Source organism: Pseudomonas sp. S1(2024), assembly GCF_046557535.1.
In genome coordinates this window covers 109,054-129,791 of sequence record NZ_JBKGFP010000047.1, presented here as the reverse complement: position 1 = coordinate 129,791, position 20,738 = coordinate 109,054, and the positions used below count along the sequence as shown (strand labels likewise).

Below are 20,738 nucleotides of genomic sequence, written 5' to 3'. Positions count from 1 at the left end.
ATTGGCAAGGTGCCATCATTGTGCCTGCGCAAGCCAGGGCCTTTCTTGATGTGTATCAAGAAAATTCCGCCGCAAGTTCTGCCGCGCTTTTGTAGGAGCGGCCTTGTGTCGCGATAGGGGTGCGAAGCGCCCCCAGGTTTTCAGCTTCAGCGGATAGATTGCCGGGGCCGCGTTGCGGCCCTTTCGCGACACAAGGCCGCTCCTACAGGAGAACGCGTCGGGTTCAGGGGAGTTGGAAAAACGCCCGCGCCGTTGCCGTGGTATGTGCCGCCGTGTGTTCGGTCGACTCACCCCGGTGCAAGGCCACTTCACGCAACACCTCCAGCAGGAACGCTGGTTCGTTGCGCCCGTTCTTCGGCTTGGGCCGCAGGCTGCGCGGCAGCAGGTAAGGCGCATCGCTCTCCAGCATCAGCCGCCCCTCGGCAATGTTGCCCACCAGCGGATGCAGGTGGGTGCCACGGCGTTCGTCACAGATCCAGCCGGTAATTCCGATGTGCAAGTCCATGTCCAGGTAGGCGAACAACGCGTCGCGCTCGCCGGTAAAGCAGTGCACCACTGCGCCGGTCAGGTGGTCGCGGTAATCCTTGAGGATCGCCAGCAGGCGTTCGCTGGCGTCGCGTTCGTGCAGGAACACCGGCAGACGCAGCTCGGCAGCCAGTGCCAGTTGTGCCTCCAGGGCTTTTTCCTGCAGCGGGCGAGGGGAGAAGTCGCGGTTGAAGTCCAGGCCGCATTCACCCACGGCGCGTACACGTGGTTCACTCAACAGCTGGCGCAGCTGGCGCTCGCTGCCGGCATCCCAGGTTTTGGCATCATGAGGGTGTACGCCTGCCGTGGCGAACAGGTGCGCGCCGCTCGCATCCAGTTGCTGGCACAGCTCCAGCGCCTGTTCGCTGACCGCCAGGCTGGTGCCCGTCAGCACCATCTGCGTGACCCCGGCCTCAAGGGCGCGCTCGACGATTGCCGCCTGCTGGTCGTGGAAACTGCTGTTGGTCAGGTTGACGCCGATATCGATCAGTTGCATGGTGCTATCTCGTGCCGCGGGGCGGCCAGCATAGCAAAAACCGTGTTTTTCTGAAAAAAACCAAGAACTTCATGCTGTTGCCGTGGTCTTTTGCCGTCATTTCTCTTGGCGGCACAACCCACGGATGCCGCCCACCGACAACGGACACGTTTTCGCATGCAGCGATGCTGGCTCATTTTCCTGCTGACGCTTGGGCTGACCCTGACCGGGCCTGCCCATGCGCGCGCGCCGGGGCCGCAGCAGAACATCGCGCCTGCCAAGGTCCGTGACCTGCAACAGATTCGCACCAGCCAGGTGCTGCGGGTGCTGGTCAACCAAAGCCGCAACAGCTCCGGTGAGGTCAAGGGCGAGCCGGTCGGTATCGAATACTACCGCCTGCGTGCCCTGGAGCATTACCTCAATGCTCGCGCCGACGATGGCCAGGAGATCCAGCTAAAGCTGATCCCGCGGGCCAAGGAGCAGTTGCTGGGCGCCTTGGCCCGTGGCGAGGGCGACCTGGCCGCGCCGGGCGAGCTGCTCGACCCCGCCGTGGTGCGCGGGGTCAGCAGCAGCGCACCAGTGCTCGACCAGGTGCCGCTGCTGCTGGTGGGGCGCAAGGGCGAGCGCAGTTTCAGCCATGTCGAGCAGTTGTCCGGGCGTACCGTGGCCCTGACCAGCGCCAGCGCGGCCGGCCCGTTGATCCAGCAGGTCAACCAGCAGCTGGCGCTGCGCAAGCGCGCGCCGATCAAGGTGGAGTGGGTCGACTCGACCTTGGCGGTGGAGGATGTGCTGGAGATGGTCCAGGCCGGCATCTATCACCTGACCGTGGTCGAGCAGCCGATCGCCCGGCGCTGGGCCCGGGTGATGCCGCGTCTGAGGCTGGACAGCCGCGTAAAACTGGGGGCGCCGCAAGCCATGCGTTGGTATGTGGGGCGCGATGCGCCGCAGTTGCTGGCCACGGTCGATCGCTTTCTGCAGGGCTACCGGGCGCCGGACAACCAGGACGCCGCGTTCGAGCGCATCTACCGCCGCCAGTACCGGGTGCACGACCCATTGGCCAGCAAGAATCGCCAGCGCCTGACCGCGCTGCGGCCGGTGCTGCAGAAACACGGTGATGCGCAGCAGATAGACTGGCTCAACCTGGCCGCGCTGGCCTTCAAGGAGTCGACGCTCAACCCGGCAGCGCGTGGCACCGGAGGGGCCCATGGCCTGATGCAGATCACCCCTTCGGCGGCGCAGCGCGTGGGGGTGAGCAACACCGCCTCGGTGGATGGCAATGTCCAGGCCAGCGCCCGTTACCTGGCACTGATCCGGCGCAAGTTCTTTGCCAGCGCCAAGATCAACGAGCGCGAGCGCATGGCCTTCGTGCTGGCGGCCTACAACCTGGGCCCCGAGCGCGTCCAGGCCATGCGCGCGGAAGCGCGCCGGCGCGGGCTGAATGGCGACCAGTGGTTTTTCCAGACCGAACGCATCGCCATGGAGCAGGTGGGCATGGGGCCAGTCAACTTCGTCAATAGCGTCAACAAGTACTTTGTAGCGTTCAACCGGGAGCGTGCCGCGCTGGAGCGTGTGGCTAAACGCTGACAAATCGATATTGTCGATTGTTATGTTGGGTTTTTTGCGATTTTCATATCTATCGAATCGATTATGATGGCGCCCATCCCAACACAACTTTCCCGCTTCAAGGAGTCTTCGACATGAACAACGCTACCCTCAACGCTCTGTTCTCCACCCGCGCCGGCGCTGGCCTGAGCGTCATCCGTATCCTGGTCGGCATCATCTTCATTGCGCATGGTGCGCAGAAACTGTTCGGCATGTTCGGCGGCTATGGCCTGGAAGGCACCGGCCAGTGGATGGAGAGCATCGGCCTGGCCCCGGGTTACCTGATGGCCCTGTTGTCTGGTAGTGCCGAGTTCTTCGGCGGCCTGGCCCTGGTGATCGGCCTGCTGGCCCGCCCGGCGGCCCTGGTGCTGGCGGTGACCCTGGTGGTGGCGATCCTCTCGGTGCACATCGGCAACGGCCTGTTCATGTCCAACAACGGCTATGAGTTCGGCCTGGCCCTGCTGGCTGGCACCGTCGCGGTGCTGATCGAAGGCGCTGGCCGCTTCTCGCTGGACCGCCTGATCGCCCGCTGATACACCGCAAATGCCAAGATACGAGCCTCAGGCCGATCACTTTCGGCTTGAGGCTTGTATCTTGCCGCTTGTAGCTCTAGCATACCGTCTGCGCCGATTTAAACAGCTACTTGCGGGGCGCAGGAAAGCCCCTCTCCGGGTCATCCGAAATACCGCTAAAGCGCTGGTTCGGTGACGCCTCCCACCGCTGCCCAGCGGGATTCGCGAGGCGGAGAGAAGCTCCATGAGTTGCCCACGTACCAGTGTCTGTTTGAGCCCCTTGCCTGCCAGCCAGGCGTCCCGCACACCGCGCATCCTGCTCGGCGGCCAGCATCAACCCACTCTTTTGCGTCACCTTGAAGGCCTGTCCAGGCGCAAGGGCCAGGCGCGTGCCTTTCTGATCCAGTTCGCCGATACCGGCTGCCACCTCGCGCAGTATGGCAATGACCGTTTCGACCTGGCCGTGATCCAGGCCCCGGCGCCGGACGAGGCCGCCGATATCATCGGCCACCTCACCCGTATCGCGCGTCAAGGCTTGATTACCCGCCGCTGAGGAGCGCGCTGTTGAGTACCAATATCATCACCACGGAAGGCCATGAGGCACTGAAGAAAGAACTGGACCACCTGTGGCGGGTGTACCGCCCCGAGATTACCCAGAAGGTTACCTGGGCGGCCTCGCTGGGCGACCGCAGCGAGAATGCCGACTACCAGTACAACAAGAAGCTGCTGCGCGAGATCGACCGTCGGGTGCGTTATCTGCGCAAGCGTCTTGAAGATGTGAAGGTGGTGGCCTACTCGCCGCAGCAGGAGGGCAAGGTGTTTTTCGGTGCCTGGGTGGAGATTGAGAACGACGAGGGCGAGACCATGAAGTTTCGCATTGTCGGGTATGACGAGATCTATGGGCGCAATGACTACATCTCGATCGACTCGCCCATGGCTCGCGCCTTGCTGAAGAAGGAGGAGGGTGATGAGGTGGTGGTGCACACACCTACCGGTGAAGCGACCTGGTATGTAACCAACATCACTTACGGTCAGTGAGTTGATATTGCCTGTGCTGGCCTCTTCGCGGGCTTGCCCGCTCCCAAAGGGTAACCACAGCATTTGGTCGTTGTGCCGAACCTGTGGGAGCGGGCGCGCCCGCGAAGAGGCCGGCACAGGCTGTCATCAACTCTCGCGTAAAACCGCCAACGGGCTGGCATTCAACGCCCGCCGCGTCCCCAGCACCCCTGCACCACCTACCAGCAGCGCCCCTGCCAGCGGCAACAGCAGCAACCACACATGCGGGCTCCATTGCAGGTCGAAGGCATAGCGGTACAGCACCAAGGTAATCAGCTCACACCCGACCGCCGCCAGCAAGCCGCTGGCCGCACCCAGCAAGCCGAACTCGATCCGCCGCGCCTTGACCAGCAATGGTCGCGCCGCGCCCAGCGCACGCAGCAAGGCGCCCTGGCGGATACGCTCGTCCAGCGTCGCCTGCAAGCCAGCGAATAGCACCGCCAACCCGGCTGCCAGCACGAACAGCAACACATACTCGACCGCCAGGGTCACCTGGGCGAGGATGCTGCGCAGCTGATCGAGCAAGGCGTCCACCTGCAGGATGGTCACTGCCGGGAATGCCCGTGACAGCGCCACCACGTCCAGGTCATGGCCCGGTGCCAGATAGAAGCTGGTCAGGTAGGTGGTCGGGAGCCCCTGCAGCGTGCCGGGTTGGAAGATCATGTAGAAGTTCGGCTGGAAGCTGTCCCAGTGCACGCTGCGCAGGCTGCTGACCCGTGCCTGGCGTTGCTGGCCGCCGATGTCGAAGGTTAGCAGGTCACCCAGTTGCAGCTTCAGGCTGTTGGCCAGTTCCGCCTCCACCGACACACCGGGGATTTCATCTTCGGCGGGCAACGCCTGCCACCAGTTGCCGCCCGTCAGTGTGTTGCCTTCGGGCAGTTCGGCTGCCCAGGTCAGGCTGAGGTCGCGCTGCACGGCGCGCTCGCCTGCCGAATCCTTGCTGACCACCTGCTGCACCGGTTGCTCATTGATTCGCACCAGGCGGCCGGGTGTCACCGGGTACAGCGGCGCCGAGGTGGCATTGACCTGCTGCAGGTGTTGGGCGAAGGGCTCACGATCATCAGGCAGGATGTTCAGGGCGAAATGGTTGGGTGCATCCTTGGGCAGCTGCGCTTGCCAGGTGTCGAGCAGTTCCGCGCGCAGCAGCGCGACCAGGGCCATGGCCAGCAGGATCAGGCCGAAGGCCAGGGCCTGGCCGGCAGCGGCCATGGGGTGGCGCAGCAGTTGGCCCAGCCCCAGGCGCCAGGTCAGTGGTGCCCCGGCCAGCAATTGGCGCAGGCTGCGCAAACCGAGCAGCAGCAGGCCGCCGAGCAGCAGAGCGGCGACCAGGCCGCCACCGAGCAGGGCGAAGGTGAGCAGCAGGTCGAGGCTCAGGCGCCACATGATCAGGCCCAGGGCGAACAGGGCCGCACCGTACACCAGCCAGCTGCTGGGCGGTATCGGCAGCAGGTCGCGGCGCAGCACGCGAAGCGGCGGTACCTGGCCCAGCGCGGCAATTGGCGGCAGGGCGAAACCGGCCAGGGCTACCAGCCCGGTAGCGATGCCGGCCAGGGCTGGGACGATGCCGCCTGCAGGCACCACGCTTGGCAACAGGCCATGCAGCAGGCGGAACAGGCCCAGTTGCGCCAGCCAGCCGAGCAGGGCGCCGGCCAGCGCGGCGACCAGGCCGAGCATGGCCAGCTGCAGGCAGTACAGGCCCAGTGCCTGGCGGCGCGAAAGGCCCAGGCAGCGCAGCAGGGCGCTGGCGTCCAGGCGGCGTGCGGCATAGCGGCTGGCCGACAGGGCCACGGCAACGCCTGCCAGCAGCACCGCCACCAGGCTGGCCATGTTCAGGTAGCGCTCGGCCTTGCCCAGCGCGCCGCCGACCTGCTGGTTGCCATCGCGGGTGTCGCGCAGGCGCTGGTTGGCGGCCAGGTCCTTTTTCAGTGCCCCGCGGTACTGGGCCAGCGCTTCGGCATCGCCGCGCCACAGGTCGCGGTAGGTGACCCGGCTGCCCGGCTGGATCACGCCGGTGGCTTGCAGGTCGGCCAGGTTCATCATTACCCGTGGGGTAAGGCTGTAGAAGTTGTTGGCGCGGTCCGGTTCGTAGGTCAGTACGCGGCTCATGCGCAGCGTCTTCATGCCCACGTCGATGCTGTCGCCAACCTTCAGCCCCAATGCCGCCAAAAGGCGTGGTTCGACCCATGCTTCGCCAGGTGCCGGGCCGCCGCCCGGGGTTTCTGTGGCATAGGGCTGCGCAGCACTGCGCACTTGCCCGCGCAATGGGTAGGCACCGTCGGCAGCCTTGACGCTGGACAGTTGGATGCCGTTGTCGCCGCCGACCACGCTGGTGAACTCGACGACCTGGGCGTGGCGCAGGCCCAGTGCCTTGCCGGCCTCGATCTGCTGGTCGCGGGCCGGCGCGCTGCCCTGCAGCACCAGGTCGGCACCAAGGAACTCGCTGGCGCGCAGTTGCATGGCGCCGTTGAGGCGGGCACCGAAATAGCCGATGGCAGTGCTGGCCGCGACCGCCACCAGCAGGGCGAAGAACAGCACGCGCACTTCGCTTGCGCGAATGTCGCGCAGCAGCTGGCGCAGGGCCAGGCCGCCCAGGCGGGACAGCGGCATGTGGGTCATCAGGCCTCCGCCGGGGCCACCAGGCGGCCCGCATCCAGGCGAATCTGGCGGCGGCAGCGCCGGGCCAGGCGTTCGTCATGGGTAACCAGCACCAGGGTGGTGCCGCGCTCCTTGTTCAGTTCGAACAGCAAGTCGCTGATGCGTTCGCCGGTGTGGCTGTCGAGGTTGCCGGTGGGTTCGTCGGCAAACAGCACTGCCGGTTGCGCGGCGAAGGCGCGGGCGATGGCCACCCGTTGTTGTTCACCGCCCGAAAGCTGGCGCGGAGTGTGGCTCAGGCGCTTGCCCAGACCGACCCGTTCGAGCAGGGTGCGCGCGTGTTCGCGGGCATCGCGGCGGCCATCCAGCTCCAGCGGCAGCATGACGTTCTCCAGGGCATTGAGGCTGTCGAGCAACTGGAACGACTGGAACACGAAACCCACATGTTCGGCGCGCACCCGCGCGCGCTGGTCTTCATCCAGCGGCCCCAGGTCGTGGCCAGCAAGGATGACCTTGCCGGCACTGGGCTGGTCGAGGCCGGCGAGCAGGCCAAGCAGGGTCGATTTGCCCGAACCCGAGGCGCCGACGATTGCCAGGCTGTCGCCTTGGGCCAGGTCGAGGGACAGGGCGTGCAGGATGGTCAGGTCACCTTCCGCGCTGGGGACCACTTTGCTAAGGTTCTGCGCAACGAGAATGCTGGGGCCCATGGAGAATCCGATGCGAGTGTGGTGGTTGAGTGCCGGTCTGGCCCTGTATTGCCTGGCCCAGAGCGCGGCGGCGGGAACACTGCTGGTTGTCGGCGATAGTATCAGCGCCGGTTTTGGCCTGGATACCCGCCAGGGCTGGGTTTCCCTGTTGCAGACCCGCCTGCGGGACGAAGGTTTCGACGACAAGGTGGTCAATGCATCGATCGGCGGCGACACCAGTGCAGGTGGCCAGGCGCGGCTGCCGGCGCTGCTTGCAGCGCACAAGCCGAGCCTGGTGGTACTGGAACTGGGTGGCAACGATGGCCTGCGTGGGCAGCCGCCAGCGCAATTGCAACAAAATCTTGCCTCGATGATCGAGAGCTCGCGCAAGGCCGGTGCCAAGGTGGTGCTGCTGGGCATGCGCCTGCCACCCAATTATGGCGTGCGCTACACCACCGCCTTCGCCCAGGTGTATGAGCAGTTGGCGACGGAAAAACAGGTGCCACTGGTGCCGTTTTTCCTCGAGGGGGTAGGGGGCGTGCCTGAGTTGATGCAGGCGGATGGCATTCACCCGGCCCAGGCCGCCCAGCAGCGCCTGCTGGAAAATGCCTGGCCGGCGATAAAACCCTTGCTGTGACGCTTTAAACGGCGCCGGCTTTCGGCTAATGTTGCGCCCCCCGTTTCGAGTGCCACCGATGCCGCGCCCTGCCTGGTCCCTGTATGCCTACCAACTGATCGAGCCTGATGAGCAGCTCGACCTGTTCGCCTGCCAGGAAATCCGCGTCCACCTCGTGGCCCGCCAGCTCGAGCTGGGCGTACCGGCCGACCGCACTTTGTGCGGTGGCCTGCTGCCGGCGCAACCGCGCTGGTCGGGGGTGCCGCGCTCGATCTACCGCGATGGCCGCCTGTGCGACCTGTGCCGCGCCATCCTCGATGCCCAGCGGCGCGGCATGCGCCCGGTGTGGCCGGAGCTGCAGGGCGGCTGAGCGCCGCACCTTTCATCATCTGAAACGCTTGCATGGCGCCAATGCCTCCCGCTTGCATCGGCGCGGGTGTACAATCGATTCTCTTGACCCACCTTTCGAAGGATTTACCGGATGTTGCCGCGCTTTCCTGCCGTCACCCGTAGCCTGTCCCTGGCCGCCCTGCTGGTAGCAGGCCCCGCTGCTGCGCTGGAGTTGCCACTGCCACCACCCGGTGAAGACATCATCGGCCAGGTGCATGTGATCAAGGCAAAGTACGAGGACACGTTCGCCGATATCGGCACTGCCAACGACCTCGGCTATCTGGAAATGATCGCCGCCAACCCGGGCGTGGACCCGTGGTTGCCAGGTGCCGGCACCGAGATCATCCTGCCGACCCGCTACATCCTGCCGCCTGGCCCGCGTGAGGGCATCGTCATCAACCTGGCCGAATACCGTATGTACTACTTCCCGAAAGGGCAGAACGTGGTGCATACATTCCCGCTGGGCATCGGTCGTGAAGGCTGGGGTTCGCCGATCGCCAATACCAAGATCACCGCCAAGACGCCAAACCCGACCTGGACCCCGCCAGCGTCCATCCGTGCCGAGCACGCGGCTGACGGCGACATCCTGCCGAGCGTGGTGCCGGCCGGCCCGGACAACCCGCTGGGGCCGTTCAAGTTCACCCTCGGCGTGCCGGGCTACCTGATCCACGGTTCGAACAAGAAGTTCGGCATTGGCATGCGTACCAGCCACGGTTGCTTCCGCATGCTCAACAACAACGTGCTGGAACTGTCGAAGATGGTGCCGGTGGGTACGCCGGTGCGCATCATCAACGAGCCCTACAAGTTCGGTATCAGTGGTGGCAAGGTCTATCTGGAGGCGCACACGCCGCTGGACGACCAGGGTAATCCGTCGGTGGTCGATAAACACACTGCTGTTATCAATGCCTTGCTCAAGCGAGAAGACCTGGCCAATAACCTACGCATGAACTGGGACATGGTGCGTGATGTGGTGGCCGCGGAAGATGGCATGCCGGTGGAAATTGCCGTACCGACCGAAAACCAGGGTGGTGCGCCGATGGTTTCGAGCATTCCGCCCGAACTGCAGTAAGGTAATTGCGACACACCCGGGCCTGCCTTAGTGCAGGCCTTTTCGTTTCTGCCTGGCGCGTTTGCCTTGTGCGCAGGCAATAAAAAAGCCGACCCACAAGTGGGTCGGCTTCATAACAATCCGTGAGGATTATTACTTGCGGCTGGCTTTGTCCAGCATACGCAGAGCGCGCTCGTTGGCTTCGTCAGCGGTCTGCTGAGCCTTCTGAGCGGCTGCCAGTGCGTCGTCAGCCTTACGGTAGGCTTCGTCAGCACGAGCTTGAGCGCGAGCTGCTGCGTCTTCAGTCGCAGTCAGACGAGCTTCGGTTTCTTTGGATACGCTGCTGCAACCGGTAGCCAGAACTGCGGCCAGAGCCAGAGCAGAGAATTTCAGAACGTTGTTCATCGTGTTCCCCTTCAAGGACTTTCTATTAAATAGCCATCTCTCGGAAAAGAGAAACTGGCCGGCGTACATAGTACCCATTACTTGTAGTAAGTAAACTGACTAAGCGCAAGAACTGCAAAAAAAATGTTGCTTGACGCCTTTCCGACAAGATTTGCGACACGCCCGTGAAAAAAACGTGCAGGCTTCGCAAGCGACTGTGGTACAGGAACTTTTTTGTTGAACTAAGGGTGACTCTAACTGTCTGCCAGCGTCTTAAGCCCTAGTACATCCGGTTGCAGCAGGGCGCGCGGTCAAGAATGGCATTTGGCCGCATTTTCGCCATTTTTAACCGCCACCACCTTGAGCAATCCCGCCTGCGACGCCTACTATCTTGTGAGTGCCAGAAGATCCGAACGATTGCAATCGTCCAGTGGTCGAAGTGGGCAACAGGTGGCGTAGAGGATTCTGTGCCGGATAAACCACCATCGGTTAAGGTATGGGTCTGCCGAGAAGACCTGCGAGGAGTAGTGATGAGCGAAGCGCTGACCATCCATCATGACCAGGCCGGTCATCAGTTCGAGACCAGCGTGGACGGTCATCGTGCCTATCTGACGTACATGGACCTGGGCAAGCAGACGCTGGACATCTATCGCACCTTCGTACCCAACGCCCTGCGCGGCCGCGGGATTGCTGCCGCCCTGACCGAGCGGGCCCTGGAGTATGCTGAGCAGATGGGCTACACCGTGATTCCGTCCTGCTCGTACGTGGAACGCTACATGGAGCGCCAGCAGCGGCATTCGAGCAAGGTCTGATTCTGTAAAAAAAGCGGGGCCGCTTCGCGCCCCATCGCGACACAAGGCCGCTCCTACAGAAAATCGCATAACCCTGTAGGAGCGGCCTTGTGTCGCGATGGGGCGCGAAGCGGCCCCGCTCTTTTATTGCATCAGCCGCGCTTACGCTGCGGCAGCACATCCTTAAGCTTGGCACGCATGCTGCGCAGGGTCTTCTCGGTAGCCGACCAGTCGATGCAGGCATCGGTAATCGACACGCCATACTGCAGCTCGTCCAGGTTCTTCGGAATCGACTGGCAGCCCCAGTTCAGGTGGCTCTCGACCATCAGGCCGATGATCGACTGGTTGCCTTCGAGGATCTGGTTGGCGACGTTCTCCATCACCAGTGGTTGCAGGGCCGGGTCCTTGTTGGAGTTGGCGTGGCTGCAGTCGACCATGATATTGGCCTTGATCTTGGCCTTGGCCAGGTCCTGTTCGCAGAGGGCGACGCTGACCGAGTCGTAGTTCGGCTTGCCGTTGCCGCCGCGCAGTACCACGTGGCCGTACGGGTTGCCCTTGGTGGTGACGATCGACACGCCGCCTTCCTGGTTGATGCCGAGGAAGCGGTGCGGCTTGGATACCGACTGCAGGGCGTTGATGGCAACGGTCAGGCCGCCGTCGGTGCCGTTCTTGAAACCGACTGCCGAGGACAGGCCCGAAGCCATCTCGCGGTGGGTCTGCGATTCGGTGGTGCGGGCGCCGATGGCCGACCAGCTGATCAGGTCCTGCAGGTACTGCGGGGAAATCGGGTCGAGCGCTTCGGTGGCGGTCGGCAGGCCCATTTCGGCCAGGTCCAGCAGCAGCTTGCGACCGATGTGCAGGCCATCCTGGATCTTGAACGAGTCATCCAGGTACGGGTCGTTGATCAGGCCTTTCCAGCCGACGGTGGTGCGCGGTTTTTCGAAATACACGCGCATGACCAGGTACAGCGTGTCGGACACTTCCTCGGCCAGCACTTTAAGGCGGTCGGCATACTCGTGGGCGGCCTTGATGTCGTGGATCGAGCATGGGCCGACCACGACGAACAGGCGATGGTCCTTGCCGTCGAGAATATTGCGCACCACTTCACGGCCGGCAGTCACGGTCTGCAGGGCCTTGGCGCTGAGGGGGATTTCCTTCTTGAGCTGATCGGGTGTGATCAGGGTCTCGTTGGAGGCAACGTTCAAGTCATCGATCGGTAAATCAGCCATCGTGTTACTCGTCAGGTCACGGGTGCCGGCCGCCAACTATCCCCGTGCGGCCCAGCAGCAAGAATAATCGCAGCGGGGAGCCGAACCTTAGCGCGTTACAGGTGGCGCGACAATGGGCTGGGCCCAGTCCGTGTGGGGTTTTTCCGAGATGGCAGGTGTTTGCCGAGCATGGGCTGCCCAGCGCCGCGCAACCTGTGTAAAAAGAGGGCTGACATTTACCAGGAGATCGGCATGCATCCGCACACACCACGTATCGGCATCATCGGCAGTGGCGCCATCGGCGGCTTCTATGGGTTGATGCTGGCCCGGGCCGGCTTCGATGTGCATTTTCTTTTGCGCAGCGAGTACGAGGTTGTCCGCAAGCAGGGGTTGACCCTGGAAAGTGCCGAGCATGGCAAACTGCAGACAAAGGTGCAGGCCTATTCCAGTGCCGCCGGCATGCCGCCCTGCGACTGGCTGCTGGTGGGTGCCAAGGCCACCAGCAATGACCAGTTGGCGCCGCTGATCGTGCAGGCGGCTGCACCGGGCGCCAAGGTGGTGCTGTTGCAGAATGGTCTGGGCGTGGAGGAGCAGTTGCGTCCGGCCTTGCGCAGCGACATGCACCTGCTCGGCGGCCTGTGTTTCATCTGCGTCAACCGCCAGGCGCCCGGCGTGATTCGCCACCAGGCCCTGGGCGCGGTCAACCTCGGCTACCACAGCGGGCCGGCAAACGATGGCGGTGCCGCGCTGGTCAATGAGGGTGCTGAGCTGTTCCGGGCTGCGGGCATCGACTCGCAGGCCATGCCCGACCTGGCCCAGGCACGCTGGCAGAAGCTGGTATGGAATGTGCCCTATAACGGCCTGTCGGTGCTGCTCGGAGCCAGCACCACGCCGTTGATGGCCGACAGTAATGGCCGTGCCCTGATCCAGGCCTTGATGGCGGAGGTAGTACAAGGCGCGGCGGCATGTGGCCATGTGTTGCCCGAGGGATATGCCGAGCACCTGTTCCAGGTGACCGAGCGCATGCCCGACTACTGGCCCAGCATGTACCACGACCATGTCCACAAGCGCCCGCTGGAGCTGCAGGCCATCTATGCCGAGCCGTTGGCACAGGCGCGTGCGGCAGGCTGCCACTTGCCGCGTATGGAGATGTTGTACCAGGCGTTGGCTTTCATCGATCGGGGCGAACAGCCCCGCTGAGGGTGGCTCTGGCCCCGTCGGGGCGCTCCAGCCCGCATCGGCAGCGCGCCGGACGGCAAAGCGTGCGTCCGGCGCGCTGCTAAGCTGAAGCTTGCTCTGCCGCAGCGGCAGTCGAGGAGGTCGAATGATCCACTCCATGCTGTATGCCACCGACCTCGGTGTCTACGCCCCTTTTGTCATGCAACACGCGCTGGCGCTGGCGCGCACATTTGGCGCCGAGTTGTATGTGATCCATGCGGTGGAGCCCATGGGCCAGTTCGCTGAATCTCTCCTGCAGAGCTACCTCGATGAGCAGACGCTCGACCAGTTGCACAGCCAGGGGGTGAATACGGTGATGGCCAATATCGAGCAGCGTGTGCTGGAAAACTTTCGCGACGAACTTGGCGAGGAGGCTGACCTGGCAGTGATCAAGGCAGTGCGGGTACGCCAGGGCGACCCAGCGCAGGTGATCCTCGACCAGGCACAGCGGCTGAGCGTCGATCTGCTGATTTTCGGTAGCCACAGTGCCGGCGCCGGCGTGGATGTGCCATTGGGGCGTACGGCGGTACGGCTGCTGCAGCTGTCGCCGGTACCGGTATACATGGTGCCGCTGGCGCAGCATTTGGGGCGTAGGAAAGCATGAAGATGGCCGTAGGCCATTTCGGGGTGGTATGTAACAAAATAGTTCTAGATTTATTTCCAGAACCACTAATATAGTTATATATCGTCGCCGCCTGCTGCCGCGGACTCATCGCTGAACCGAGGGAAACCTATGAAGCTTCAACAACTGCGCTACATCTGGGAAGTGGCGCACCATGACCTCAACGTCTCCGCGACGGCGCAGAGCCTGTATACCTCCCAGCCAGGTATCAGCAAGCAGATCCGCCTGCTCGAGGATGAGCTGGGTGTTGAAGTCTTTGCCCGCAGCGGCAAGCACCTGACCCGCGTTACCCCGGCCGGTGAGCGCATCATCAATACCGCCGGCGAAATCCTGCGCAAGGTCGAAAGCATCAAGCAGATTGCCCAGGAGTTCTCCAACGAGAAGAAAGGCACGCTGTCCATCGCCACCACCCACACCCAGGCGCGTTATGCCTTGCCGCCGGTGATCAGCAATTTCATCAAGCAGTACCCGGAAGTGTCCTTGCACATGCACCAGGGTTCGCCCATGCAGATTGCCGAAATGGCTGCGGACGGTACGGTCGACTTTGCCATCGCCACCGAGGCGCTGGAGCTGTTCGGCGACCTGATCATGATGCCGTGCTACAAGTGGAATCGCTGCGTGGTAGTGCCGCAGGGCCATCCGTTGACCAAGCTGCCAAAGCTTACCCTGGAAGCGGTCGCCGAATACCCGATCGTTACCTACGTGTTCGGTTTCACCGGGCGTTCGAAGCTGGACGAAGCGTTCAACCACCGCGGCCTCACGCCGAAAGTGGTGTTTACCGCGGCTGACGCCGACGTGATCAAAACTTATGTGCGGCTGGGGCTGGGCGTGGGGATCGTCGCCAAGATGGCGGTGGACACCAAACTCGACAGCGACCTGGTGGCCCTGGATGCCAGCGAGCTGTTCGAAGCCAGCATTACCAAGATCGGCTTCCGCCGCGGCACTTTCCTGCGTGGTTTCATGTGCGACTTCATTGAAAAGTTCGCCCCGCACCTGACCCGTGAAGTGATGGCCAAGGCCATCCAGTGCCACAACAAACAGGAGCTGGAAGACCTGTTCGAAGGCGTCGAGCTGCCGGTGCACTGATCTAGAATCGTACGGGGCCGCTTTGCGGCCCAATCGCCGGCAAGCCAGCTCCCACAGGATTACCATTGCCTGAAGGCTTGTGATGTTCCTGTGGGAGCTGGCTTGCCGGCGATTGGGGCGCGAAGCGGCCCCAGCTGTGTTATGCCTTGCTGATCAGGTTGCCCGCGTGCAACCCGCATTCCTTCTGCGTCGACTCTTCCCACCACCAGCGCCCTTCGCGCTCATGCTGGTTTGGCAGCACCGGGCGGGTGCAGGGCTCGCAGCCGATGCTGATGAAGCCGCGCTCGTGCAGGCTGTTGTACGGCAGCTCCAGCATGCGGATATAACCCCACACCTCCTCGCTGGTCATCTGCGCCAGTGGGTTGAACTTGTACAGGGTGCGTTCGGGCGTGGAGAACGCGCTGTCGATTTCCACTGCGGCCACCTGGCTGCGGGTGCCCGGGCTCTGGTCGCGGCGCTGGCCGGTGGCCCAGGCGCTAACGGTGGCCAGCTTGCGGCGCAGCGGCTCGATCTTGCGGATGCCGCAGCACTCGCCGTGGCCGTCCTTGTAGAAGCTGAACAGGCCCTTTTCCTTGACGAACGGGTCGAGCTTGGCGCGGTCGGGGCTGAGGATTTCGATTGGCAGGTCGTACTGCTCGCGGACCTGGTCGATGAACCGGTAAGTCTCCGGGTGCAGGCGGCCGGTATCGAGGCTGAACACCTTGACCTGCTTGTTCAGCTTCCAGGCCATGTCCACCAGCACCACGTCCTCGGCGCCGCTGAAGGAGATCCACAGGTCATCACCGAAGTGCTCGAAGGCAAGCTTGAGGATGTCCTGCGGGGACTTGTTGGCATAGGTCGCGGCCAGGGCGGCGACGTCGAAGGGTTGGCTCATCAGGCGGTTTCCATCTTGGCTGTGGCGCTGTGCGCTCGTAGTGAGGTGATGGTAACAAAAAATGCCGGGTTAGGCGGGCTTGGAGTCGGTGGCGCCTGCGCCCACAGGTACAGCGCACATCTGCCAGTTGTGGGAGCGGGCGAGCCCGCGAAGCAGGCGCCGCCGATCACAAGCCCTGCAAGGTCTCCATCAACACCCGCACCTTGGCAATCGACTCTTCATATTCGGCCTGCCACTCGGAGTCGGCCACCACCGCGCCGCCGCCCCAGCAACTGACCTGCCCACCCTTGACCAGCAGGCTGCGAATGGCAATCGAGCTGTCCATCTCGCCGCGCACATCCACGTAGAGCAGTGAGCCGCAGTACAGCGCCCGGCGTGCCGGCTCCAGTTCATCGATGATCTGCATGGCGCGGATCTTCGGCGCGCCGGTGATCGAACCGCCGGGGAAGCTGTCGCCGATCAGGTCCAGGGCATCCTTGTCGCTGGCCAACTGGCCGGTGATGCTGCTGACCAGGTGGTGCACGTTGGGGTAGCTCTCCAGGCTGAACAGCTCCGGCACCTTCACCGAGCCGATCTCGCAGGTACGCCCCAGGTCGTTGCGCAGCAGGTCGACGATCATCAGGTTTTCCGAGCGATCCTTGGGGCTGTGCAGCAGCTCCTCGGCATTGCGCATGTCTTCTGCCGGGTTGCTGGCGCGCGGGCGGGTGCCCTTGATCGGCCGGGTTTCCACCTGGCGCTGGCTGACGCGGATGAAGCGTTCGGGCGAAAAGCTCAGCAGGGCGCTGCCGTCGGCCAGTTGCTGGTAGCCGGAGAAGGGGGTGGGGCAGGCTTTGCGCAGGGCCTGGTAAGCGTGCCACGGGTCGCCCTGGCAGGGCGCGCGGAAGCGCTGGGTAAGGTTGATCTGGTAGCAGTCGCCGGCCTGGATGTAGCGCTGCACCTGGTCAAAGGCGGCCTTGTACTGCTCGGGCTGCAGGTCGCCGGCCATCGGCGCGAGTAGCTGGAAGCTGCCGCTTTCCGCGTTGTCGACACCTTCGAACAGGGCGGTCAGGCGTTCCCGTTCGCTGCCCGGAAGGCTCGGGTGGAACACCAGTTGGCTGGTCGCGCACTGGTGGTCGGTCACCAGCGCCCAGGCATACAGGCCCAGTTGCGCGTCCGGCAGGCCAAGGTCGTCCACGGCCAGGCTGGGCAGGTGTTCCAGGCGGCGGCCGAAGTCATAGCTCAGGTAGCCGATCAGGCCGCCAGCAAACGGCAGCTCGCTGCCTGCGGGCAACTGCGCATGGCCCAGTCGTGCCAGGCCGGCGCGCAGGCGCTGGAGGAAGGTGCGGCCATCTTCGTCGGGCTGCGCTTGCAGGTGTTGCAGCGGCCAGGCGCTGAGCAGGTCGAAGCGCCCGCGTTCGGCGCCGGGGCGGGCGCTGTCCAGCAGGATGGCACCGGGGGCCTGGCGCAGGCGGGCGAAATAGGCGGCAGGGTCGGGCTGGTAGGGCAGGGGGTGGAGCGTACAGGTCGGCATCAGTGTGGACGGCGATGTAAAAGCGAGGAGGGCGATTGTAGACCTGTGCAGGAAATGCGCCTAGCGCTGGGCGCGACATTCAACATTGTGTTTGGCGCCGGGGGCTGCTTTGCAGCCCATTCGCAGCACAAGGCTGCTCCTACAGGAGATAGCGTAAACCTGTAGGAGCAGCCTTGTGCTGCGAATGGGTCGCAAAGCGGCCCCCCGGGTTGCTAGCGCGGATGCACGTGCCCGAACAAACCTTGCGATACTCGCACGCGCTGTTCGGCATCTTCGCTGATGCCATCCTTGGCCAGCGCTTCCAGGTGCGCCTCGATGGCGTGGGTGCGCTGGGTCAGGCCGCAGTCGTTGGCGATCTGGATGTTCAGGCCGGGGCGGGCGTTGAGTTCGAGGATCAGCGGCCCCTTGTCCTGGTCCAGTACCATGTCGACACCGATGTAGCCCAGGCCACACAGCTCGTAGCAGCCGGCCGCCAGCTTCATGAAACCGTCCCAGTTCGGCAACTGCACGCCATCCACCGCATTGGTGGTGTCCGGGTGCTTGCTGATGATGTTGTTCAGCCAGGTGCCGCGCAGGGTAACGCCGGTGGCCAGGTCGACACCCACGCCGATGGCGCCCTGGTGCAGGTTGGCCTTGCCGCCGGACTGGCGGGTCGGAAGGCGCAGCATGGCCATCACCGGGTAGCCCATCAGCACGATGATGCGGATGTCCGGCACGCCTTCGTAGCTGATGCTCTTGAAGATCTGGTCGGGGGTGACCCGGTACTCGATCAGTGCGCGGTCGCGGTGGCCGCCCAGCGAGTACAGGCCGGTGAGGATGCTCGAGATCTGGTGTTCGATCTCCTCGTGGCTGATGATCTTGCCCGATACCGTGCGGTAACGGTCCTCGAAGCGGTCGGCGATCACCAGGATGCCGTCACCGCCAGCACCCTGCGCCGGCTTGATGACGAAATCGTTGCGCCCGCCGATGATCTGGTCGAGCTTCTCGATCTCTTTCTCGGTCTCGATGATGCCGTACATTTCCGGCACATGGATGCCGGCCGCCAGGGCGCGCTCCTTGGTGATGATCTTGTCGTCGACGATCGGGTACAGGTGGCGCTTGTTGTACTTCAGCACGTAGTCCGCGTTGCGCCGGTTGATACCCATGATGCCCCGGGCCTCCAGGGCTTTCCACGTCTTGATCAGGCCAAACATCAGGCGTCAGCCTTCTTCAGGAATGCCTTGAAGCGCACGAGCTCGGTCAGGCGGTAGCCGCGGTAGCGACCCATTGCCAGCATGAAGCCCACCAGGATCAACAGCACGGCCGGGAAGGTGAACACGAAGTACACCAGCTCCGGCACCATCATCAACAGGTGCGCCAGGGAAGCGGCGAACAGGGTGCCGATGGCCACTTTCATGGCATGACCGCCGCCACGCTCTTCCCAGGTGATGGACAGGCGCTCGATAGTCATGGTCAGGATCACCATCGGGAACAGCGCTACCGACAGCCCGCGCTCCAGGCCCAGCTTGTGGCTGAACAGGCTGATGGCGGCAATCAGCACCACGACGAAGGTCAGGACCACAGACAGGCGTGGCAGCATCTGCAGCTTCAGGTGTTCCAGGTACGAGCGCAGCGACAGGCCCAGGGCGGTGATTACCGTGAACAGCACGATACCGAAGCCCAGCTGGGTCTCGCGGAAGGCCAGGGCGATCAGTACCGGGGTGAAGGTACCCAGGGTCTGCAGGCCGACCAGGTTGCGCAGCACCAGGATCACCAGCACACCGATCGGGATCATCACCATGATCATGAAGGTTTGCTGGGTCTGCAGCGGCAGGCCGTACAGCGAATATTCGAGGAAATCGGCGTCGGTATTCTCGTCGGTCAGCTTGGCCAGGCGGATGGCGTTCATCTCGCTGTTGTTCATGCTGAAGGTAACGTTGGCCTTCTTGCCGCCATCGACGGTGATCAGGTTGTCGTCACCGGTCCACCACAGCAGGCGATCGCTGGGCAGGCCCTGCTCGCCGGTGTCGGGGTTGAAGTACAGCCAGTCGGAGCCATTGAAGCTGCGCAGCCACAGTTCCGGGGTTTGCGGGGTGTCGGCCACCAGGCGAATGGTGTGCACCTTCTCCATCGGTACGTGGGCGATCGACAGCAGCAGGTCGATGACCTGGGCCTTCCTCATGGCCGAGGTGTCGCCGGCCAGCAGCAGCTTGACGTTGTCGTCGTTGAGGTTGTTGACCCGCTTGATGGTCTCGCTGACGAAGGTCTCGACGTCGGCCGAGTGCTGGCGAATCGGCGCCATCAGGGCCTCGGCGGCGATCTTTTCGGGGCCTTCCACTGCCAGGCTGTCACGGAAGGTCGGGCCTTTGACCGTGGTCTTCTCGTTGCTGTAGCGCTTGGTCAGCACCAGGCGGTAGTAGAGGGTCTGATTGCCGCTGGCGCGGCGGGCCGACCAGGTGACCTTGCGGTTGCCGTCGGCACGGTTGACGCTCACCCCATAGTTGTTGGAGATGAAGCTCTCGTTGAGGCTGACGTAATCGCGGTTCAGCGGTGGCACGAACATCTGCACCTTGACCGGGTCCTTGGTGCTGGCCACGAACTCGACCTTGGCGTCGATATTCCACAGGTCGTCGGTTTCATCCTCGGTTACCGGGATGCCGAGTACGAAGATCTGATAAGCCGTGACCGCCACGCCCAACAGCACCAGCACGGTGATCAGGACTTTCAGATGGAGGGTAAGAGAGCGCATCGGGATTACTCTGCTTTGGGAGCGTCGGTGGCACAGGCAGGTTTGCCGGCCGCGTATTTAAGGCTTGGGTCGACCAGCGCGTCGAAGTGCTTGAGCGCCTCGGAGCCGATCAGCAGCGGGAACTGGAAGGCGCTGCGGTCGGTGAGGTTGACTTCGATGGTGCGCATGGCCTGGCCCATGCAGATTTCAAGTTCGATGACCGGGCGCGCGGTGTAGGCCTTGCCCGATTCGGCATCATAGTCGCCGGCCCGGCGCTTGATCTTGCTTACGCGTGCCAGCGGGCGTTCGATGGGGTGCGAATGGGCGGCGTCGATGGCCAGGTAGAAGCGCACCCAGCTTTCGCCGTTGCGCTTGAAGCGCTTGATGTCGCGGGCGCTGAGCGACGCGGTCTTGGCGCCGGTGTCGAGCTTGGCGGCCACTTCCAGGTCCAGGTCGCCCAGGCGTGCATATTCGTTGAGACCGTACACGGTCTTGCCTGCGGCCTGGCCAAGGGCCGGCAGCAGGGTGAGGCAGAGCAGCAATAATGCGGGTGTAAGTCTCATATTCCTGGCGCGGTGCAGTGCAAGGTTCGGGGCTGTTTTCAAAGCCATGTTCAGAGCCGTGTTCAGGGCAAGGCGACTGGCAGCGACTGCGCAAGCTTCCTCGTTAATCTGTCAACAGCATGAATGGATGACAGACAGGCTATCCATACTCCATCGGAGGCGCGGCATTCTATCACGCCGGCGCCTTGACGCCAGCGGTGCGCGATCTGACAGCACCGGGCTGGCATTAGTTCGTTCTTAGACAATTGTCGACAATATTGATTTTGTCTTTGA

The 20,738-nt window shown here is 63.5% G+C and carries 21 protein-coding genes; 11 read left to right on the top strand and 10 right to left on the bottom strand.

The genetic code is table 11. The features are described from left to right. Nucleotides 1–223 precede the first annotated feature (223 nt). Nucleotides 224–1,021 (bottom strand): TatD family hydrolase, encoded by a 798-nt coding sequence (locus tag ACLCGK_RS13465; RefSeq protein ID WP_410952178.1) that lies wholly within the window; start codon nucleotides 1,019–1,021, stop codon nucleotides 224–226. A 156-nt stretch (nucleotides 1,022–1,177) separates the two neighbouring features. Here ACLCGK_RS13465 and ACLCGK_RS13460 point away from each other — a divergent pair, with 156 nt between their 5' ends. The 4 genes from ACLCGK_RS13460 (at nucleotide 1,178) to greB (ending at nucleotide 4,152) form a co-directional block, all read left to right on the top strand. Further along, nucleotides 1,178–2,584, top strand: coding sequence for a transglycosylase SLT domain-containing protein (locus tag ACLCGK_RS13460; RefSeq protein ID WP_410952177.1), 1,407 nt, complete (start codon nucleotides 1,178–1,180; stop codon nucleotides 2,582–2,584). Nucleotides 2,585–2,697: 113 nt separating this feature from the next. Beyond that, a complete protein-coding gene (locus tag ACLCGK_RS13455; protein ID WP_015269705.1) occupies nucleotides 2,698–3,135 on the top strand; it encodes a DoxX family protein in 438 nt (145 codons plus the stop codon). 223 nt (nucleotides 3,136–3,358) lie between these two features. Then, nucleotides 3,359–3,667 carry a hypothetical protein gene (locus ACLCGK_RS13450; protein WP_023661930.1) on the top strand — a complete coding sequence of 103 codons (309 nt, stop codon included), beginning with the start codon at nucleotides 3,359–3,361 and terminating at the stop codon, nucleotides 3,665–3,667. Between the two features lie 11 nt (nucleotides 3,668–3,678). After that, nucleotides 3,679–4,152, top strand: a complete 474-nt coding sequence (gene greB / locus ACLCGK_RS13445; RefSeq protein WP_410952176.1) for a transcription elongation factor GreB — start codon at nucleotides 3,679–3,681, stop codon at nucleotides 4,150–4,152. 126 nt (nucleotides 4,153–4,278) lie between these two features. Here the strand turns inward: greB and ACLCGK_RS13440 are convergent, their stop codons facing one another. Both ACLCGK_RS13440 and ACLCGK_RS13435 read right to left on the bottom strand, forming a co-directional pair. Next, nucleotides 4,279–6,786, bottom strand: coding sequence for an ABC transporter permease (locus ACLCGK_RS13440; RefSeq protein WP_367245252.1), 2,508 nt, complete (start codon nucleotides 6,784–6,786; stop codon nucleotides 4,279–4,281). Next, on the bottom strand, nucleotides 6,786–7,469 hold the full coding sequence (locus ACLCGK_RS13435; protein WP_003259775.1) for an ABC transporter ATP-binding protein: 684 nt from the start codon (nucleotides 7,467–7,469) through the stop codon (nucleotides 6,786–6,788). The genes ACLCGK_RS13440 and ACLCGK_RS13435 overlap by 1 nt, the downstream gene beginning before the upstream one ends. 10 nt (nucleotides 7,470–7,479) lie before the next feature. On the opposite strand from ACLCGK_RS13435, the gene ACLCGK_RS13430 reads away from it, so the two are divergent. The 3 genes from ACLCGK_RS13430 to ACLCGK_RS13420 all read left to right on the top strand — a co-directional run bounded on the left by ACLCGK_RS13430 (nucleotide 7,480) and on the right by ACLCGK_RS13420 (nucleotide 9,523). Beyond that, on the top strand, nucleotides 7,480–8,085 hold the full coding sequence (locus tag ACLCGK_RS13430) for an arylesterase (protein ID WP_410952175.1): 606 nt from the start codon (nucleotides 7,480–7,482) through the stop codon (nucleotides 8,083–8,085). Nucleotides 8,086–8,143: 58 nt separating this feature from the next. Next, the gene (locus tag ACLCGK_RS13425) at nucleotides 8,144–8,434 is read left to right on the top strand and encodes a hypothetical protein (protein ID WP_013971899.1); all 291 of its coding nucleotides are present in this window, start codon (nucleotides 8,144–8,146) and stop codon (nucleotides 8,432–8,434) included. A 111-nt stretch (nucleotides 8,435–8,545) separates the two neighbouring features. After that, nucleotides 8,546–9,523, top strand: coding sequence for a L,D-transpeptidase family protein (locus ACLCGK_RS13420; RefSeq protein WP_003259779.1), 978 nt, complete (start codon nucleotides 8,546–8,548; stop codon nucleotides 9,521–9,523). 132 nt (nucleotides 9,524–9,655) lie between these two features. Here ACLCGK_RS13420 and oprI read toward each other — a convergent pair whose 3' ends face one another. Continuing rightward, nucleotides 9,656–9,907 carry an outer membrane lipoprotei OprI gene (gene oprI, locus ACLCGK_RS13415; RefSeq protein WP_003259780.1) on the bottom strand — a complete coding sequence of 84 codons (252 nt, stop codon included), beginning with the start codon at nucleotides 9,905–9,907 and terminating at the stop codon, nucleotides 9,656–9,658. Nucleotides 9,908–10,416: 509 nt separating this feature from the next. Here oprI and ACLCGK_RS13410 point away from each other — a divergent pair. Next, complete coding sequence (locus ACLCGK_RS13410) at nucleotides 10,417–10,698, top strand: GNAT family N-acetyltransferase (RefSeq protein ID WP_003259781.1); 282 nt, start codon at nucleotides 10,417–10,419, stop codon at nucleotides 10,696–10,698. A gap of 131 nt (nucleotides 10,699–10,829) precedes the next feature. Here the strand turns inward: ACLCGK_RS13410 and ACLCGK_RS13405 are convergent, their stop codons facing one another. Further along, entirely contained in the window at nucleotides 10,830–11,906 is a 1,077-nt protein-coding gene (locus ACLCGK_RS13405; RefSeq protein WP_410952174.1) for a 3-deoxy-7-phosphoheptulonate synthase, read from the bottom strand. A gap of 231 nt (nucleotides 11,907–12,137) precedes the next feature. On the opposite strand from ACLCGK_RS13405, the gene ACLCGK_RS13400 reads away from it, so the two are divergent. From ACLCGK_RS13400 to cysB, 3 genes are all read left to right on the top strand, one after another. Next, entirely contained in the window at nucleotides 12,138–13,085 is a 948-nt protein-coding gene (locus ACLCGK_RS13400; protein WP_085721243.1) for a putative 2-dehydropantoate 2-reductase, read from the top strand. Nucleotides 13,086–13,209: 124 nt separating this feature from the next. After that, on the top strand, nucleotides 13,210–13,707 hold the full coding sequence (locus tag ACLCGK_RS13395) for a universal stress protein (protein ID WP_015269711.1): 498 nt from the start codon (nucleotides 13,210–13,212) through the stop codon (nucleotides 13,705–13,707). A gap of 129 nt (nucleotides 13,708–13,836) precedes the next feature. Next, nucleotides 13,837–14,811: an HTH-type transcriptional regulator CysB gene (gene cysB, locus ACLCGK_RS13390; protein WP_013971904.1), complete on the top strand. Its 975-nt coding sequence runs from the start codon at nucleotides 13,837–13,839 to the stop codon at nucleotides 14,809–14,811. A 139-nt stretch (nucleotides 14,812–14,950) separates the two neighbouring features. On the opposite strand, the gene ACLCGK_RS13385 is transcribed toward cysB, so the two are convergent. The 5 genes from ACLCGK_RS13385 to ACLCGK_RS13365 form a co-directional block, all read right to left on the bottom strand. After that, complete coding sequence (locus ACLCGK_RS13385) at nucleotides 14,951–15,685, bottom strand: phosphoadenylyl-sulfate reductase (protein WP_003259694.1); 735 nt, start codon at nucleotides 15,683–15,685, stop codon at nucleotides 14,951–14,953. Nucleotides 15,686–15,851: 166 nt separating this feature from the next. Next, entirely contained in the window at nucleotides 15,852–17,195 is a 1,344-nt protein-coding gene (gene pabB, locus ACLCGK_RS13380) for an aminodeoxychorismate synthase component I (protein WP_410952173.1), read from the bottom strand. A gap of 212 nt (nucleotides 17,196–17,407) precedes the next feature. Next, on the bottom strand, nucleotides 17,408–18,388 hold the full coding sequence (locus ACLCGK_RS13375; RefSeq protein WP_013971907.1) for an alpha-L-glutamate ligase-like protein: 981 nt from the start codon (nucleotides 18,386–18,388) through the stop codon (nucleotides 17,408–17,410). Then, complete coding sequence (locus ACLCGK_RS13370) at nucleotides 18,388–19,923, bottom strand: inactive transglutaminase family protein (RefSeq protein WP_410952172.1); 1,536 nt, start codon at nucleotides 19,921–19,923, stop codon at nucleotides 18,388–18,390. The genes ACLCGK_RS13375 and ACLCGK_RS13370 overlap by 1 nt, the downstream gene beginning before the upstream one ends. Before the next feature lie 5 nt (nucleotides 19,924–19,928). Then, the gene (locus ACLCGK_RS13365) at nucleotides 19,929–20,465 is read right to left on the bottom strand and encodes an ATP-dependent zinc protease (protein ID WP_025338438.1); all 537 of its coding nucleotides are present in this window, start codon (nucleotides 20,463–20,465) and stop codon (nucleotides 19,929–19,931) included. Nucleotides 20,466–20,738: the final 273 nt, after the last annotated feature.